The organism is Streptomyces canus, from assembly GCF_001514145.1.
Taxonomy (GTDB): domain Bacteria; phylum Actinomycetota; class Actinomycetes; order Streptomycetales; family Streptomycetaceae; genus Streptomyces; species Streptomyces canus.
Genome location: NZ_KQ948656.1, coordinates 660,223 through 675,071 on the forward strand (window position 1 = coordinate 660,223; position 14,849 = coordinate 675,071).

General features: G+C 71.7%; 15 protein-coding genes. 11 read left to right on the forward strand and 4 right to left on the reverse strand.

What is annotated here, in order from left to right:
* The first annotated feature begins 1 nt into the window (after position 1).
* Complete coding sequence (locus tag AQJ46_RS02910; protein ID WP_059204035.1) at positions 2-1,123, forward strand: ABC transporter permease; 1,122 nt, start codon at positions 2-4, stop codon at positions 1,121-1,123.
* Complete coding sequence (locus tag AQJ46_RS02915; RefSeq protein WP_059204036.1) at positions 1,123-2,166, forward strand: NAD(P)-dependent alcohol dehydrogenase; 1,044 nt, start codon at positions 1,123-1,125, stop codon at positions 2,164-2,166. Before AQJ46_RS02910 ends, AQJ46_RS02915 begins: the two co-directional genes overlap by 1 nt.
* A 51-nt stretch (positions 2,167-2,217) precedes the next feature.
* Here AQJ46_RS02915 and AQJ46_RS02920 read toward each other — a convergent pair whose 3' ends face one another.
* Genes AQJ46_RS02920 through AQJ46_RS02930 form a run of 3 tightly spaced genes read right to left on the reverse strand, consistent with a single transcriptional unit; the run spans position 2,218 to position 5,061 of the window.
* Positions 2,218-3,015 (reverse strand): ThuA domain-containing protein, encoded by a 798-nt coding sequence (locus AQJ46_RS02920; RefSeq protein ID WP_059204037.1) that lies wholly within the window; start codon positions 3,013-3,015, stop codon positions 2,218-2,220.
* A 3-nt stretch (positions 3,016-3,018) separates the two neighbouring features.
* A complete protein-coding gene (locus tag AQJ46_RS02925) occupies positions 3,019-3,783 on the reverse strand; it encodes an SDR family NAD(P)-dependent oxidoreductase (protein WP_059204038.1) in 765 nt (254 codons plus the stop codon).
* A gap of 39 nt (positions 3,784-3,822) precedes the next feature.
* Positions 3,823-5,061 carry an acyl-CoA dehydrogenase family protein gene (locus tag AQJ46_RS02930; protein ID WP_059204039.1) on the reverse strand — a complete coding sequence of 413 codons (1,239 nt, stop codon included), beginning with the start codon at positions 5,059-5,061 and terminating at the stop codon, positions 3,823-3,825.
* Between the two features lie 198 nt (positions 5,062-5,259).
* Between AQJ46_RS02930 and AQJ46_RS02935 the strand changes: the two genes are divergently transcribed.
* From AQJ46_RS02935 to AQJ46_RS02955, 5 genes are read left to right on the forward strand one after another with little or no spacing between them, the layout of a single operon-like run.
* Positions 5,260-6,798, forward strand: a complete 1,539-nt coding sequence (locus AQJ46_RS02935) for an AMP-binding protein (protein WP_059204040.1) — start codon at positions 5,260-5,262, stop codon at positions 6,796-6,798.
* Between the two features lie 28 nt (positions 6,799-6,826).
* Entirely contained in the window at positions 6,827-7,432 is a 606-nt protein-coding gene (locus AQJ46_RS02940) for a histidine phosphatase family protein (protein ID WP_059204041.1), read from the forward strand.
* Positions 7,433-7,462: 30 nt separating this feature from the next.
* Positions 7,463-8,653 (forward strand): acetyl-CoA C-acyltransferase, encoded by a 1,191-nt coding sequence (locus AQJ46_RS02945; RefSeq protein ID WP_059204042.1) that lies wholly within the window; start codon positions 7,463-7,465, stop codon positions 8,651-8,653.
* A gap of 19 nt (positions 8,654-8,672) precedes the next feature.
* Positions 8,673-9,641, forward strand: coding sequence for a PDR/VanB family oxidoreductase (locus AQJ46_RS02950; RefSeq protein WP_059204043.1), 969 nt, complete (start codon positions 8,673-8,675; stop codon positions 9,639-9,641).
* A gap of 52 nt (positions 9,642-9,693) precedes the next feature.
* The gene (locus AQJ46_RS02955; protein ID WP_059204044.1) at positions 9,694-10,554 is read left to right on the forward strand and encodes a 3-hydroxybutyryl-CoA dehydrogenase; all 861 of its coding nucleotides are present in this window, start codon (positions 9,694-9,696) and stop codon (positions 10,552-10,554) included.
* Between the two features lie 136 nt (positions 10,555-10,690).
* On the opposite strand, the gene AQJ46_RS02960 is transcribed toward AQJ46_RS02955, so the two are convergent.
* Complete coding sequence (locus tag AQJ46_RS02960) at positions 10,691-11,212, reverse strand: GtrA domain-containing protein (RefSeq protein WP_059204045.1); 522 nt, start codon at positions 11,210-11,212, stop codon at positions 10,691-10,693.
* Positions 11,213-11,487: 275 nt separating this feature from the next.
* On the opposite strand from AQJ46_RS02960, the gene AQJ46_RS02965 reads away from it, so the two are divergent.
* The 4 genes from AQJ46_RS02965 (at position 11,488) to AQJ46_RS02980 (ending at position 14,813) form a co-directional block, all read left to right on the forward strand.
* Positions 11,488-12,006, forward strand: coding sequence for a type II toxin-antitoxin system HicB family antitoxin (locus tag AQJ46_RS02965; RefSeq protein ID WP_059204046.1), 519 nt, complete (start codon positions 11,488-11,490; stop codon positions 12,004-12,006).
* Between the two features lie 81 nt (positions 12,007-12,087).
* Positions 12,088-12,936 carry a DUF4097 family beta strand repeat-containing protein gene (locus AQJ46_RS02970; protein WP_059204047.1) on the forward strand — a complete coding sequence of 283 codons (849 nt, stop codon included), beginning with the start codon at positions 12,088-12,090 and terminating at the stop codon, positions 12,934-12,936.
* A 75-nt stretch (positions 12,937-13,011) separates the two neighbouring features.
* Complete coding sequence (locus tag AQJ46_RS02975) at positions 13,012-13,998, forward strand: ATP-binding cassette domain-containing protein (RefSeq protein ID WP_059204048.1); 987 nt, start codon at positions 13,012-13,014, stop codon at positions 13,996-13,998.
* Positions 13,995-14,813, forward strand: a complete 819-nt coding sequence (locus tag AQJ46_RS02980; RefSeq protein ID WP_059204049.1) for an ABC transporter permease — start codon at positions 13,995-13,997, stop codon at positions 14,811-14,813. The genes AQJ46_RS02975 and AQJ46_RS02980 overlap by 4 nt, the downstream gene beginning before the upstream one ends.
* The last annotated feature ends 36 nt before the right edge of the window (positions 14,814-14,849 follow it).

Below are 14,849 nucleotides of genomic sequence, written 5' to 3' on the forward strand. Positions count from 1 at the left end.
CATGACATCCACCCCGACCCGGACCGCCGAGTTCCGGCCGAGCGGAACCGAGGTGCCCACGGCGTCCGGCGCACGGACCCTGGGCACGCTGGGCCGACGTGCGGCGGCAGCCCTGTCGTTCCGCACCATCGGCGCCGTCTACGTGTGGCTGCTGATCATCGTCCTCTTCTCCGTGTGGGCGCCGGACACGTTCCCGACCGTCACCACGGTCAAGCAGGTCCTCAACGGCAACGCGGTGGCGGGGCTGGTGGCGCTCAGCGTCGTACTCCCACTGACCGCACGTGTCTTCGATCTGTCGGTCGCCTACACGATGTCCCTCACGAGTGTGCTGACCGCCCACTTCCTGGTCTCCACGGGCCTGGGCCCCACCGCTGCGATCGCCCTGGCGATGACCGCCGCGCTGGTGGTCGGGGTGGTCAACGGAGTCGTGGTGGTGGTGCTGCGGGTCGACTCGTTCATCGCCACCCTGGCCACCGGCGCGCTGATCCAGTCCCTGATCACGATGGTCACCGACGACAGCTCCATCACCGGGGTCCAGTTGCTGGCCAAACCGTTCGCCGACATCGCGCAGCTGGACGTCGGCGGCATCACCCTGCCGGTGCTGTATCTGCTGCTCGCCGCGACGGCCATCTGGTTCCTGCTGGAACACACCGCGACCGGGCGCCGGTTGTACGCGACCGGCTTCAACACCGACGCGGCACGCCTGCAGGGGGTGCGCACCAACCGGCTGCGCTTTCTGACCCTGGTGACGTCCGCGCTGCTCGCGGGCTTCGCGGGAGTCGTCTTCGCGTCCTCGGTGGGGTCCGGATCGCCGAGCGCGGGCACCCCGTATCTGCTGTCGGCCTACGCGGCGGCCTTCGTCGGGGCGACCCAGTTGCGTGCGGGCCGCTTCAACGCCTGGGGGACGGTGATCGCGGTGCTGCTGCTCGGCACCGGCATCACCGGGCTCGGACTCGCCACCAGCGCGCAGTGGGCCGCGAGCCTGTTCACCGGTTCGGTTCTCATCGTCGCGCTCGTTCTCACGGGTGGGCGGATCACCCTGCCGGCGGTCCTGCGCCGCCACAAGGCGCCCGTGTCCGCCGAGACCGGCGACGTATCCGCCCCGGACAAGGAGTTCTCATGATGAAGGCGGTTCAGTACCGGACGGTGGGCAGCGCGCCCGAGGTCGTCGAGGTTCCCGTGCCCGAGCCGGGCCCGGGCCAGGTGCTGCTGAAGGTGACGGCCGCGGGACTGTGCCACTCGGACCTGGCGGTCATGAGCTGGCCGCAGGAGCAGTTCCCCTATCCCCTGCCGATGACGCTCGGTCACGAGGGCGTCGGCACCGTCGCGGCTTTGGGCAGCGGGGCAACGGGAGTGGCCGAGGGCGACGACGTGGCGGTGTACGGCCCGTGGGGCTGTGGTCTGTGCCGGGCGTGCGCGGAGGGCAGGGAGAACTCCTGCCCGCACGCCGCCGGGCTCGGCATCATGCCGCCGGGGCTCGGCTCGCCGGGCGCGCTCGCGGAGTACATGGTGGTGGACTCGCCGCGACATCTGGTGCCGCTGAACGGGCTGGACCCGGCGCAGGCCGCACCTCTGACGGACGCCGGCCTGACGCCGTACCACGCGATCCGCGCGTCCCTGCCCAAGCTCGTGCCCGGCAGCACGGCGGTGGTGGTCGGCGTCGGCGGCCTGGGCCATATCGCCGTACAGCTGCTGCGGGCGTTGACCCCGGCCCGGGTGGTCGCCCTCGATGTCGGCAAGGAGAAACTGGAACTGGCCCGCGCGGTCGGCGCGCACGAGACGCTGCTCTCCGACGGCGAGGCGGCGGCCCGGGTGCGGGAGCTGACCGACGGCATCGGGGCCGAGGTGGTGCTGGACTTCGTGGGGGCCGAGGCGACCCTGGCGGTGGCCGCCGCTGCGGTGGCGGTGGCGGGCGATGTCACCGTCGTCGGCATCGGGGGTGGCACTCTCCCGGTCGGCTTCGGCGGCGGTCTGCCGTTCGAGGTGTCCGCCTGCGCCCCCTACTGGGGCAGCCGCCGGGAGCTCATCGAGGTCCTCGAACTGGCGAGGCAGGGGCTCGTCTCCTCCCACGTCGAGACCTTCTCGATCGACGACGCCCCCCTGGCGTACGAGCGCCTGCACGCCGGGGAGGTGGGCGGGCGCGCGGTCGTGCTGCCGCAGGGCTGAGCCACGCGTGCCTGTTGGCCCGGGTCCCCGCGGGGCCCGGGCCCGGGCACGTCAGGCCGACGCCGGTGCGGTGACCGGACGCTCCGCGGCCACGGCCCGCTCCAGACACCGCCCGAGCACCGTCAGGAACTCCGGTGTCTCCCAGGGCCCCCGGTCCACACGCCGGGTGTCGTCCACGCCGAGGTCCTGCATGTCGTACCGGCCTCGGCAGTGGCCGAGGGTGAAGTAGCAGACCTCGCCGAGACCGTGCCGTTTCAGATAGAGGACGGGACGGGGCGCGCCGTCCAGCGCCGCCGTGTCGCCCTCCTCGAAGCCGCGGCACGGCCCGGTGTACTCGGCGTGCAGCAGCACTTCCAGCTCTCCGTGCAGCTCGCACACATACAGCTCGTCGGTGACGGTGAACGGTTCGATTCCGGCGACCAGCGGATGGTCGGGCCGGGTCACGCGCACCTCGTACGGCTCGATGGGCGGGTGCGCCAGGAACTGGCTGCCGAGCACCTCAGCCAGCTGCCCGAGCAGCCGGGGGGTGGAGAACATCCGGGGTCCGCCGGGGGCCGGTTCCTCGATGACCGAGTTGGTGCCGTGCAGGGCGAGCCAGCGCCCGCCCCGCGCGGTGAAGCGTGCCAGAGCGTCCCGCTGCGCCGGCCGGGGCCGCACATCGCAGGTGTAGGTGACCAGCAGATCAGCCTGCTCCAGCGCGGGGAGGCAGTCGTAGTCCTGGTAGACCCTGGTGCGGACCCGGGGATGGTCGCCCAGCATCTCCAGCAGCCTGAGCCTCGCGTGGTCGAAGTCGTGCCATCTGCCGCCGCAGACCAGTACGGCGTCCAGGCGGCCTGCCGGGCCCGCCACGGCTCAGTACTGGACGCGGGTCAGCAGCCCGCCGTCCACCACGAGGTTGACTCCGACACAGAAGGAGCCCGTCCGGCCGAGCAGGAACGCCACCGCGGCGGCCACGTCCTCGGCGGTGCCGTAGCGGCCGATCGGCAGCTTGGCGAGCACCTCCTCGTAGACCTCCGGACGGCTGGTGCGGATGGTCTCCCACGCGCCGCCGGGGAAGTCGATCGGGCCGGGCGAGACGGTGTTGACGCGGATGCCCTTCGGGGCGAGGGCATGGGCGAGGGCCGAGGCGTGCTGGACGACGGCGGCCTTCAGCGCGGAGTAGGAGTTGGCGCCCGCCGGGCGAGCGGTGTCGGAGGCGTTGGTGGTGCCGATGGCCACGACGGCGGCCCGGTCGGAGGCCTCCAGATGGGGAAGAGCCGCCTCGACGAGGCCGGCGAACGGGATCAGGTCGCCGCGCAGGCTGGCCTCCCACGACTCGGGCCCTTTGACGTTGCCCGCCGAGACGTTGGACACCAGCAGGTCCAGTCCGCCGAGTTCACCGGCCGCCCGCCCCACGAAGCCCGCGAGGGCGGCCGGGTCGGTGACGTCGACCGGTTCCGCGAAGACGGTGGCCCCTTCGCCCCGCAGTTCGGCGGCCGCCTTGGCCAGCCCTTCCTCACCCCGGGCGCACAGGGCCAGTGCACAGCCCTCGGCGGCCAGGGTCTCGGCGATCGCCCGGCCGATACCCCGGCTCGCACCGGTCACCAGCGCCTTCGCGCCTGTCAGTCCCAGTTCCATCGATGTCACTCCTTTGTGAGAAGGCCTCTTGTTGGCCTTTTAGTCGCCGGGAAGCTGTGAGAAAGGCGCCCGGTCCACCCGGGGTTCCGGCGGCAGCTTGAGCACCCGTTCGCCGATCAGGTTGCGCTGGATCTGGTCGGTGCCTCCGGCCAGCCGGTAGCCGGGGGCGCCGAGCAGATGCTGGGTCCAGGCGAAGGTGCCCGGTTCCCCGGTGTCGGCGCTGATCCGCGCCCCCATCAGCTCGGCGGCGACCTGGCCGGTGCGGGTGAGCAGCTCGGAGGCCATGAGTTTGGTCAACGAGGCCTCCGGACCCGGCCGGCCGCCGGCGGCGCTCGTCCTGGCGACGCGGTCGACGGTGGCCGCGCGCAGGGCGGCTCGGACGTACAGGTCGGCCAGGCGCTGGCGGACCAGTGGATCCGCGGTGCGGCCGAGGGAGCGGGCGAGCGCGAGGACGTCCGGGAAGGTGCCGCCCTTGCGGCGGTTGCCGCTGCCGGAGGCGGTCCGCTCGAAGGCGAGGGTGGCGTTGGCGACCTCCCAGCCCTGGCCCGGCCGCCCGATCCGGAGCCGGTCCGGGACGCGTACGCCGCTGAGGAACACCTCGTTGAAGGAGGCGCCGCCGCTCATCTGCCGGATGGGGCGCACCTCCACTCCGGGGGCGTCCATCGGGACCAGGAAAGCGGTGATGCCTGCCTGTTTGACCACGTCCGGGTCGGTCCGGGCGAGCAGCAGACCGTAGTCGGCGAACTGGGCGCCCGAGGTCCACACCTTCTGGCCGTCGATCACCCACTCGTCGCCGTCCTGCCGGGCGCGGGTGCGCAGGGCCGCGAGGTCGGAGCCGGCGCCGGGTTCGCTGAAGAGCTGGCAGGCCAGGAGGTCGGTGCGCAGGAACGCGCGGGCGTGGTCGCGGCGTTGCTCGTCCGTTCCGAACAGGGAGACGGCCATCGCGACCAGGCGCACCGTGACACTGATCAGCTCGGTGGACGGCGGCACCGCGAACGCGGACTCCTCCTGGGCGAAGACCGCCACGTGCGCGGCGCTCAGGCCCGCGCCACCCTTGTCCTCGGGGAGTGTCAGCGCCTGGTAGCCGGCGTCGAAGCGGGCCCGCTGATAGGCGCGGCAGCGATCCAGCAGGAGGCGTTCCTCGTCCTCCGGAAGGTTGTGGAACACGGCGAGGTCGGCGGCCTGGGCGGTGGACTCCGACGCCGAGGCCGGTTCGAGCACCGTGGCCAGCCACTGCCGGACCTGTCGGCGCCATGCGTCCGGATCGGGCTGGGACATGGCTCCTCCTCGGGTACTTACCAGACGACGGTTTGAGTAAGGGTGAGTGGGCCGTGGACCTCTCCCACCGCTGGAACATGCGGGAACGGCTTCGTCTGGGGTCAGAGTGTTCCGTACTTTCTTGATAAACGCTACAGTCTCCGCATTCCCTCTCTCCCGTCGACATCGGGAGAGGACCGCGGAGCCGCCGGAGGAGCCATGTCGCTGCTGCCACTCGACCGTCGCGCCCAGGAGACACCCGAGGAGCCCGCCCTGGCGGACGACCTGGGAGTGCTGTCCTGGTCCGGCCTCGCCGACCAGGTGGCCCGGGCGGCGGCCCGGCTGCTGGAGTTCGCGCCCGGCCCCGGCGACCGGATCGCCGTCCTCGGCGACAACGCGATTCCGACGCTGGTGGCCCATCTGGCGGGCCTGCGAGCCGGAGTGGGGACCGTGGCCACGTCCCGGAACCTCACCTCGGGCGAGCTCGTCGACCAGATCATCGACGCGGGGGTGACCGGCATCGTCGCGGGACCGGCCGGCGCGGGCGCCGCCCTCGACGCGGCCCGGGAACTGGGTCTGCCGATCGTGACACACGGAACCCCGTTGGCCGGGCACGCGTTCGACTGGGACAAGTGGCTGGCCGCCGCACCCGCCGGACGCGCCCTCCCGACGGGCCGGCCCGCCCGGCCTCCGCTCGTGTACACCTCGGGAACCACCGGACGAGCACGCGGCACCGAGGTGCGCTGGGTGAGCGGCCCCGTCGCCGACAGTTCCGCCTACCTCGCCGCGATGTCCGCCCGGCCCGGATTCCCGCCGGGCCCCCACCTGGTGTGCGGCCCCCTGCAGCACAACGCGCCACTGACCTCGCTGCGGCACCTGGCGGCCGGTCAGCCGGTGGTCGTCCTCGGCAGATACGACGCGGAGTCGTTCCTCAGCCGGGTGCAGAAGTGGCGGGTCGCCTCGACGGTGATGGTGCCCACCCACTTCCAACGGCTGCTCGCCCTCCCGGACGACGTCCGCGCCCGGTACGACGTCTCCAGCCTGCGGCAGGTCTCCCACACCGGCTCCGCGTGCCCGCCGGACGTGAAGCGCGCCATGATCGACTGGTTCGGTCCGGTGCTGACCGAGTCGTACGGCGCCAGCGAAGCGGGAACCGTGGCCCGCATCAGCAGCACCGAGTGGCTGGCGCACCCGGGCTCGGTCGGGCGGGTACGGCCCCCGTTCGAGGTGCTCGTCACGGACGACGAGGGCGGGCAACTGCCGTCCGGGGAACGCGGGTTGCTGGCCTTCCGGGCGCCCGACGACCAAGGTGTCCGCTACCACGCGGACCCCGACAAGACCAAGGCCGCCTATCTCTCCCCCGGCGTCTTCACGCTCGGCGACATCGGCTACATCGACACCGACGGCTACATCTTCATCACCGACCGGGCGGCGGACGTCGTGGTCTCCGGCGGCGTGAACCTGTACCCGGCCGAGAGCGAGGCGGTCCTGCGCCGGCACCCGGCGGTCGTCGAGGTCGCCGTGATCGGCGTGCCCGACCCGGACTTCGGCGAGTCGCTGCGGGCGCTGGTCGTGGTGGCCGGGGACGAGCCGCCCGCCGGCGAGCTGGACGCCTTCTGCCGCGAGCACCTCGCCGCCTACAAGTGCCCGAAGTCGTACGAGGTCGTTCCCGAGCTGCTGCGCAACGCCATGGGCAAGCTCGACAAGCGCGCGATGCGCCGCCCCTACTGGGGCTCGGAACGGACCATCGCCGGCTGAGCCGCTCCCACATACCTAAGGATCATCCATGACCGAACTCCTTCTCGTCCGGCACGGCCTCCCCGTGGCGGGCGTGTTCGACCCGGGGCTGTCGCCGGAGGGCACCGCCCAGGCCGAACGCCTGGCCGACTGGCTGGGACACGAGAACCTCGACGCCCTGTACGTCAGCCCGTTCCAGCGGGCCCGCGAGACCGTGGCGCCGCTGGAACGGCTCACCGGCATGACGGCCACCATCCTCGACGACCTGCGCGAATGGGACACGGACGTGTCCCAGCCCTACACCCCACCGGAGCAGATCGGGACGGGTGACCCCCGGGCGGCGGCGCTCGCCGAGGGACGCTTCGAGGACTTCGTGCCCGACCTGGACTGGAACGCCTTTCGCGGGCGGGCCGTGCGCGCCATGGACACCATCCTCGACGCCCATCCCGGCGGACGGGTCGCCGCGGTGTGCCACGGCGGCATCACCAACACCTATCTCGCGACGGTGCTCGGTCTGCCGACGATGTTCTGGTTCCACCCCGGCTACACCTCCGTCAGCCGGGTGCGGCGCATGCCCGGCGGCCGAGTCGTTCTGCACTCGGTGAACGAGACCGCCCACATGATCGCCGAACGTGCCGACGACCCGGTCGTCTGACCCCGTCCCCCACCCCAGGAGGTCCCGGCCATGCCCGGATCCGTCATCGTCGCCGGAGCAAGGACACCGATCGGCAAACTGCTGGGCGCCCTCAGCCCGCTGTCCGCGGTCGATCTCGGCGCCCACGCCATCCGCGCGGCTCTGGCCGCCGTCCCTCTGGACCCGCAGGCCGTGCATGCCGTCGTGATGGGCCATGTGGTGCAGGCCGGCGCCGGCCCCAACCCGGCCCGGCAGGCCGCGGTCCTCGCCGGCATTCCCTTCTCCGTCCCGGCGAGCACCGTCAACAAGCTCTGTCCGTCCGGACTGCACGCCATCGCCCTGGCCGACCTCATGATCGCCTCCGGCCGTCACGAGGTGGTCGTCGCGGGCGGCATGGAGTCCATGTCCGGGGCCCCGCACCTGCTGCGCGGATCACGCGCCGGCTGGAAGTACGGCTCGAACGAGGTCGAGGACGCCCTCGACCGGGACGCCCTCGTCTGCGCCTTCGACGGCGTCTCCATGGGCGCGGCCACCGAGCGCTACCAGCAGCCCTTCGCACTGACCCGGCAGGAACAGGACGAGTACAGCGCGCTCTCCCATCAACGGGCCGCCCACGCCCAGCAGTCGGGCGCGTTGTCCGAGGAGATCGCCCCCGTCACGGTGGCCGGACACCGGGGCGAGACGGTGGTGGAAGCCGACGAGGGCGTACGGCCGGGAAGCACCGCCGAGACCCTGGGCCGCCTGCGGCCCGCGTTCTCCGGCACGGGCACCATCACCGCGGGCAACTCCTCCCAGCTCTCCGACGGCGCCGCGGCCGTCGTCGTGATGAGCGCGGAGCGCGCCCGGCGGGAGGGCCTGACACCGCTCGCCGAGATCGGCGCCTACGGCACGGTCGCCGGCCCCGACCCCTCACTGCTCGTCCAGCCGGCGGGCGCCGTCCGCGACGCCCTGGACCGGGACGGCCGGCTCAAGGCCGCCGACCTGGACCTGTTCGAGATCAACGAGGCGTTCGCCGGAGTGGCCCTGGCTTCCGTACGCGAACTGGACATCCCGCTGGACAAGGTGAACGTCAACGGCGGAGCGATCGCGCTCGGCCACCCGGTCGGCATGACCGGAGCCCGGCTGGTGCTGACCCTGGCGACGGAACTGCGCCGGCGCGGAGGCGGCAGCGGAGCGGCGGCCCTGTGCGGGGGCGGCGGTCAGGGTGACGCGCTGCTGCTGCACGTACCGACACAGGCCTGAGACCGGGAGCCGAACCAGCATGAACGACCAACTGCCCCCGGCCCCGACCACCCTCACGGTGGCCGCCCGCACCCTCGCCGCCGACGGTGTGGTCTCCCTCACCCTGCGCCGGCCCGACGGCGGCGCGCTCCCCGCCTGGGCACCCGGCGCCCACATCGACGTACTCCTGGACGGCGACGCCGACGGTCTGGTCCGTCAGTACTCCCTGTGCGGACACCCGGCCGAACGCGAGACATGGCAGATCGCCGTGCTGCGCGAGCCGGAGGGCCGCGGCGGTTCCGCGTACGTCCACGACCACCTGCGTGAAGGCTCCACCGTGCGGGTCCGCGGACCGCGCAACAACTTCCCGCTACGGCCGGCCACCCGCCATCTGTTCGTCGCCGGCGGCGTCGGCATCACGCCCATCCTTCCCATGGTCGAGGCCGCCGAGGCCGCGGGCGCCGACTGGAGTCTGCTGTACGGCGGTCGCACCCGGACCTCCATGGCGTTCCTGGACCGTCTCGCCCCGCACGGGGAGCGGGTACTCGTCCGCCCGCAGGACGAGTACGGCCTCCTGGACCTCGCCGCCCACCTCGGCGTGCCCAAGGAGGGCACCCTGGTGCACGCCTGCGGTCCCGAGCCCCTGCTGCGGGCGGTGCAGGAGCAGTGCGCGGGCTGGCCGCCCGGCACGCTGGGCGTCGAACGGTTCGCCCCGGTCGCGACGACCGGGACCGGCGCGGCCACGGCCTTCGAGCTGGAGCTCGCCCGTTCCGGGCTGACCCTCACCGTGCCGCCTGACCGTTCGGTGCTCGACACCGTGGAGGAGGCCGGCGTCACGGTCGACTTCTCCTGCCGGGAAGGCACGTGCGGCACCTGCGAGACCGACGTGCTGGACGGCACACCCGACCACCGCGACTCGCTGTTGACCGAGGACGAACGAGCCGCCGGCGACACCATGCTCATCTGCGTCTCCCGCTCGTGCGGGCCCCGTCTCGTCCTCGATCTCTGACGCCGATCATTTCCCCCTCACCAGACCCGCTCACCAGAAAGGACGGGCCCCGATGGATTCCGTCACCCGTCTCGGCGTCGTCGGATGCGGCCTCATGGGCTCCGGCATCGCCGAAGTCGCCGCCCGCAGCGGCATGGACGTCCGTGTCGCCGAGGCCACGCATGACGCGGTCGAGGCAGGCCGCCGCCGACTCACCGCCTCCCTCGACCGAGGCCTGCGGCGTGGCAAGCTCAGCGAGGAACAACGAGACCAGACCCTCGCCCGGCTCTCTTTCACCCGTGACCTCGGCGACATGGCCGACCGCCAGTTCGTCGTCGAGGCCGTCGCCGAGAACCGCGACATCAAGACCGGTGTCCTGCGCGACCTGGACAAGGCGATCGAAGACCCTACGGCGGTCCTGGCCACCAACACCTCCTCGATTCCCGTCGTCGATCTCGCCGTCGTCACCGAGCGGCCCGAGCGGGTCATCGGTCTGCACTTCTTCAACCCCGTCCCCGTGCAGCAGTTGGTCGAGGTCATTCCCTCCCTCGTCACCGGCGCGGACACGGTGCTGCGGACCCGCGGCTTCGCCGAGCAGCTGGGCAAACAGGCCATCCAGGCGCCCGACCGTTCCGGCTTCGTCGTCAACGCCCTCCTCGTGCCCTACCTGCTCAGCGCGGTACGGATGGTGGAGTCGGGCTCGGCGCGGCCGGACGACATCGACCGGGGCATGGAACTCGGGTGCGCGCACCCCATGGGGCCGTTGCGCCTGCTCGACCTCATCGGCCTCGACACCGCCCAGGCCGTGGCCGAGTCGATGTACGAGGAGTACAAGGAGCCGCTGTACGCACCGCCCGCCCTCCTGCGCCGGATGGTCGCGGCGGGTCACCTCGGCCGCAAGAGCGGCCGCGGGTTTCACACCTACGACAGCTGAACAAGATCCGGACGCCGAGGTCGAGCTCGACCTCGGCGTCCGGATGTGCACTGCCGTCCCGGTGAGGCGGCAGTCCGGTCCGGGCAGGTGAGGGTCCGGTCCGGTTCGGTCCGTGACCTCCCGCCCGGCGGAACGCTCAGGCGGCGTGGCAGAGGACCGCGGGGCCGGCCGGGGCCGCGGTGCGGGCCACGGTCGCCTGCACGGGAAGGGCGGTGCCAACGGTGGGCGCGGCCTGCGAACGGCTCCTCGCGAAGACGACGAGACGCAGCAACGTGAATCGCGCGACACCGGCGCATGCGGAGGCGGACAGGTAGACGGCCTGCTCGAGGACCGCACCCGGTGCCGCCACCAGCTGCTGCAGGAGCAGCATTGCCGCACAGGTGACCGCGTAGGCGATCGCTGCGGACCCGGCCGACTGCGCATGCTGGCGCCAGGTCGCGCGCCCGCCCCCGAAGGTGAACCGGCCGTGCAACTCGGTGGCGAGGAGCGTGGAGACCACGGTGATCAGGGCGTTGGCCAGGGCCCAGGGAATCCAGGAGGCCAGGGCCGCCACGGCGAGGCTTGAGGCGACCCCCACCCCACCGCCGAAGAGCACGAAGCGGGCGAAGGCGGTGAAGGCCGTGGGCGCCGCCTGCTCCTGGCTGTGCGCTGACTCCATGATCCGACCCTTTCGATGGCTCATTCAGCGAAATGGCGCACCCCTCGGCCTGCGAGATTGAGAGTGCGCCGTCAGTGGTGCCACTATGGCACACATGTGGCGCCACTATGAACCCAAAATGACGTCCCGCAGTGAAGCCACAGCGCGCCGCAAGACTCCGGATGGCACCGGAAGCCATCACTGACGCCATTCCACGCACCCAGAGAGCACTTCCCGCCACACAAAGGCACCACCCGGGGTTGCATGTGGCGCCGCAGTGGTGCCACTATGGCGTCATGGACCTCACCCCGTATGTCGACTCCCTCCGCAAGGAACTCGCGGTGGCCGCCGAAGCCGGCGGCGAAGAAGCTCGCGACCTGGCCGAGAGGCTCACCGCTCCCCTGGAGTCGGCCACCCGTCTGACCATGCTCAACATGCTCTCCGCCGCGATGGACGAGATCACCCGTGAACTCGCCCCCGGCTCGGTCGACGTACGGCTGCGCGGGCTCGACCCCGACTTCGTGGTGACACCGCCGCCCACCTATGGCGGCGCCCCCGCCGAGCCGGCCGCGCCCGCCGAACCGTTCAGGGCCCCGGTCCCGGCCGACGGCGACGACGGGAGCACCGCCCGCGTCAACCTGCGTCTGCCGGCCCACCTCAAGACTCGTGCCGAGGAGGCCGCCACCCGCGAAGGCCTGTCGGTCAACGCGTGGCTGGTGCGCGCCGTGTCGGCCGCGGTCGACGGCGGCGCCCGGCCACGGACGACGGAGAAGGCCCAGACCGTCGGGCAGAGCTTCACGGGCTGGGTGCGCTAGCCGCACCCCCTCCACACCACTTCACCCACACCACGTCCCACCAGCGGGGACGACCCAATGACCCAAGAGGACGGGACAGCCATGCCTTCTTTCGACACTCCCGAAGCGATCTCGGTCACGGCGCGCGTGGAGGCCGGTTCCATCCAGTTCACCGCGGGCGACCGCCTCGACACGGTCGTCGATGTGCGACCCCGCGACCCGAAGAAGGACCTGGACGCACGGGCGGCCGAGCAGACCGAGGTCACGTACGCGGGCGGCGTCCTGACCGTCAGGACACCCAAGGGCAATCTGCTCGGTCTCGGCCGCACCGGCACCGTGGACGTGACGGTCGAACTGCCCGCGGGCTCACGCATCGACATGACCGGCGCCTGGGCCCAGGTGCTGGGCGAGGGCCGGCTCGGCGAGGTCCACGTGAAGACCTCGTCCGGGGACGTCCGCCTCGACACGACAGGCCCGCTCCAACTGACCGCGTCGCACGGCTCGATCACCGTGGACCGGGTCGAGGGCCGGGCCGAGATCACCACCAGCTCCGGCAGTCTGCGCGTCGGCCTCCTCGACGGCCCCGCCGTCCTGAAGAACTCACACGGCACCACGACGGTCGACGCCGCGACCGGCGAGCTGCGGGTGAGCGGCGCCAACGGCGACATCGAGATCCGTCGCGCCGAGGACTCGGTGACCGCCACCACCGCCCACGGCACCCTGCGGGTGGGCGAAGTGGCCCGCGGCACCGTCCAGTTGGAGACCAACTACGGCGCCATCGACGTCGGCGTCCGCGAGGGCACGGCCGCCTGGCTCGACGTCAGCTCCGGCTCCGGTCAGGTACGCAACACGCTCACCGCGTCCGAGACCCCGGAACGGACCGACGACACCGTCAAGGTCCGCGCCCGCACCAAGTACGGCAACATCGACGTCCGCCGCGCCAGGGCCTGAGCCCCACATCGTCAACCAGCTCCTGCGTCCACTCACTTCAGCCTTCGATCGGAGGGCCCCATGCCTTCATCTGTCATGCCCACGTCCAGGCGGGGGGACGGCCCGCAGCCGCCCGCCGCAGTCTCCACCATCGGTCTGCGCAAGTCGTACGGCGACAAGACCGTCCTCGACGGCATCGATCTGCGCATCCCGGCCGGGACGGTATTCGCGCTGCTCGGACCGAACGGCGCCGGCAAGACCACCGCAGTGAAGATCCTTTCCACGCTCGTCACCGCCGACGGCGGACAGGCCCAGGTCGCGGGCCACGATGTCGCCACGTCACCGGACGGCGTGCGCGCCGCCATCGGTGTCACCGGGCAGTTCTCCGCCGTCGACGGCCTCATCACCGGCGAGGAGAACATGCTCCTCATGGCGGACCTGCACCACCTCTCCAAGCACGAGGGCCGGCAGGTCTCCGCCGAACTGCTGGAACGGTTCGACCTCACCGAGGCCGCGAAGAAGCCCGCCTCCACCTACTCCGGCGGCATGAAGCGCCGCCTCGACATCGCCATGACCCTGGTCGGCAACCCGCGGATCATCTTCCTCGACGAGCCCACCACCGGCCTCGACCCCCGCTCCCGCCACACCATGTGGCAGATCATCCGCGAACTCGTCTCCGACGGCGTCACCGTCTTCCTCACCACCCAGTACCTGGAGGAGGCCGACGAACTCGCCGACCGCATCGCGGTGCTGAATGACGGCAAGATCGCCGCGGAGGGCACCGCCGACGAACTGAAGCGGCTGATCCCCGGCGGTCACGTCCGGCTCCGCTTCACCGACCCGGACGCCTACCGGTCCGCCGCCTCCGCACTGCGCGAGGCCACCCGGGACGACGAGACGCTCGCGCTGCAGATCCCCAGCGACGGCAGCCAGCGCGAGCTGCGCTCCCTCCTCGACTGGCTGGACTCCATTGGCGTAGAGGCCGATGAGCTGACCATGCACTCCCCCGACCTGGACGACGTGTTCTTCGCCCTGACCGGCGGAGCCGACCGAACCGACAAGAAAGGTGAGGCTGTCCGATGAGCTCTCCCCTGGCTCCCGCCCGCCCGACCCGGCTCTCCCTCGCCGTGCGGGACTCGAGCACGATGCTGCGCCGCAACCTGCTGCACGCGCGCCGCTACCCCTCTCTCACCCTGAACCTGCTGCTCACGCCGATCGTCCTGCTGCTGCTGTTCGTCTATGTCTTCGGTGACGTGATGAGCGCGGGCATCGGCGGTGGCGGGGCCGATCGCTCGGAGTACATCGCGTATCTCGTCCCGGGCATCCTGCTGATGACCATCGGCGGCACTCTGATCGGCACCGCGGTGTCCGTCTCGATGGACATGACCGAGGGCATCACCGCCCGCTTCCGCACCATGGCGATCCACCGCGGCTCCGTGCTCATCGGACACGTCATCGGCAGCGTGCTGCAGTCGATCATCAGCGTGGTCCTCGTCGGCGCCGTCGGTGTGGCCATCGGTTTCCGCTCCACGGACGCCACGGTCCTGGAGTGGCTGGCGGCATTCGGGCTGCTCGCGCTCTTCGCCCTGGCGTTCACCTGGATCGCGGTCGGGATGGGCATGGTCAGCCCCAGCGCCGAGGCAGCCAGCAACAACGCGCTGCCGCTGGTCTTCCTGCCGCTCATCTCCAGCGCCTTCGTGCCGGTCGACGCGATGCCGGGCTGGTTCCAGCCGATCGCCGAGTACCAGCCGTTCACGCCCGCCATCGAGACCCTGCGCGGGCTGCTGCTCGGCACCGAGATCGGCAACAACTGGTGGATCACGATCGTCTGGTGCCTGGGCCTCGCGGCGCTCGGCTACCGCTGGTCGAAGGCGGTCTTCGACCGCGACCCGAAGTGACCGCACGGACTGCCACCGGCAGCTCGTCCCGCCCGC

Bases quoted from the DNA above. Each gene is read 5' to 3' on its own strand.
- AQJ46_RS02910 (WP_059204035.1), top strand. From the start codon at position 2: ATGACATCCACCCCGACCCGGACCGCCGAGTTCCGGCCGAGCGGAACC.
- AQJ46_RS02915 (WP_059204036.1), top strand. From the start codon at position 1,123: ATGAAGGCGGTTCAGTACCGGACGGTGGGCAGCGCGCCCGAGGTCGTC.
- AQJ46_RS02925 (WP_059204038.1), bottom strand. From the start codon at position 3,783: ATGGAACTGGGACTGACAGGCGCGAAGGCGCTGGTGACCGGTGCGAGC.
- AQJ46_RS02930 (WP_059204039.1), bottom strand. From the start codon at position 5,061: ATGTCCCAGCCCGATCCGGACGCATGGCGCCGACAGGTCCGGCAGTGG.
- AQJ46_RS02935 (WP_059204040.1), top strand. From the start codon at position 5,260: ATGTCGCTGCTGCCACTCGACCGTCGCGCCCAGGAGACACCCGAGGAG.
- AQJ46_RS02940 (WP_059204041.1), top strand. From the start codon at position 6,827: ATGACCGAACTCCTTCTCGTCCGGCACGGCCTCCCCGTGGCGGGCGTG.
- AQJ46_RS02945 (WP_059204042.1), top strand. From the start codon at position 7,463: ATGCCCGGATCCGTCATCGTCGCCGGAGCAAGGACACCGATCGGCAAA.
- AQJ46_RS02950 (WP_059204043.1), top strand. From the start codon at position 8,673: ATGAACGACCAACTGCCCCCGGCCCCGACCACCCTCACGGTGGCCGCC.
- AQJ46_RS02955 (WP_059204044.1), top strand. From the start codon at position 9,694: ATGGATTCCGTCACCCGTCTCGGCGTCGTCGGATGCGGCCTCATGGGC.
- AQJ46_RS02960 (WP_059204045.1), bottom strand. From the start codon at position 11,212: ATGGAGTCAGCGCACAGCCAGGAGCAGGCGGCGCCCACGGCCTTCACC.
- AQJ46_RS02965 (WP_059204046.1), top strand. From the start codon at position 11,488: ATGGACCTCACCCCGTATGTCGACTCCCTCCGCAAGGAACTCGCGGTG.
- AQJ46_RS02970 (WP_059204047.1), top strand. From the start codon at position 12,088: ATGCCTTCTTTCGACACTCCCGAAGCGATCTCGGTCACGGCGCGCGTG.
- AQJ46_RS02975 (WP_059204048.1), top strand. From the start codon at position 13,012: ATGCCCACGTCCAGGCGGGGGGACGGCCCGCAGCCGCCCGCCGCAGTC.
- AQJ46_RS02980 (WP_059204049.1), top strand. From the start codon at position 13,995: ATGAGCTCTCCCCTGGCTCCCGCCCGCCCGACCCGGCTCTCCCTCGCC.